Below are 875 nucleotides of genomic sequence, written 5' to 3' on the forward strand. Positions count from 1 at the left end.
CTCGCCGGCCTGGTGCTGCCGGTCTACGGGCCCGACGGTGTCTGCCTGACCGACTACGGGCCGGACCCCGTGGTGGCGTTCGGCGGGGCGCCGCGCACCGGTGAGCAGCGGCAGATCGAGGCCATCGCCGCGTACCCGCCCGGGCCCGTGCTCGATGCCTGGTTGCGGGGCCTGGACCTGACCGTGCTGACCCCGGCGATCCTGGTCGAGGTGGTGGCCGCGCGGGCTCGGATGGAGGCCCACCAGCACGCCGCGATGCTGGACGCGGTCGCCGAGCTCGCCACCCGCCCTGAGATGGCCCCGGACTGGTCGCCGCTCGCGGGAGCGCCGCCCACGCACCCGAGCGTGGCGGGGGACGAGCTGGCCATGCGGCTGGGCTGGGCGCGGGTCTCGGCGAACAAGGCCGTGAACCGGGCGCTGCTGCTGAACGGGATGCTGGCGGCCACCGGCCAGGCCCTGCAGACCGGGCACATCGACGCGGCCAAGGCCGACGTGATCGCGACCGGGCTGACCGACCTGCCCTACCAGGCGGCGCACGCGGTGGAGACCGCGGTCCTGCCCGACGCGGCGCAGTGCTCCCGCAAACAGCTCGAACAGCGCGTCGCCCGCGAGGTCCGGCTCGCCGACCCCGACGGTGAGGCGGGCCGCAACACCCGGGCCCGACGAGGTCGCCGCGTCACCCACCCGCGGCAGCGGCCGCACGGGATGGCCGCGATGTGGGTGGTCCTGGCCGCAGAGGACGCCACCCGCGTCGACGGGGTCCTGGACCACACCGCCCGCGCAGCCAAGGCACTCGGGGACCCCCGGACCCTGGACCAGCTGCGCGCCGACGGCCTGCGCGACCTCGTGGTCGGCGACGTGCCCGAGTCCGACGG

At 76.3% G+C, this 875-nt stretch carries 1 protein-coding gene; it reads left to right on the top strand.

Features of this window, described 5'->3' with window-relative positions; genetic code table 11:
• Positions 1-875, top strand: an 875-nt coding sequence (locus tag FA014_RS19645) for a DUF222 domain-containing protein (RefSeq protein ID WP_154731268.1), incomplete at both ends; no start/stop codon positions are given.

It is taken from the genome of Cellulomonas hominis, assembly GCF_005239125.1.
Lineage (GTDB): Bacteria > Actinomycetota > Actinomycetes > Actinomycetales > Cellulomonadaceae > Cellulomonas > Cellulomonas hominis_A.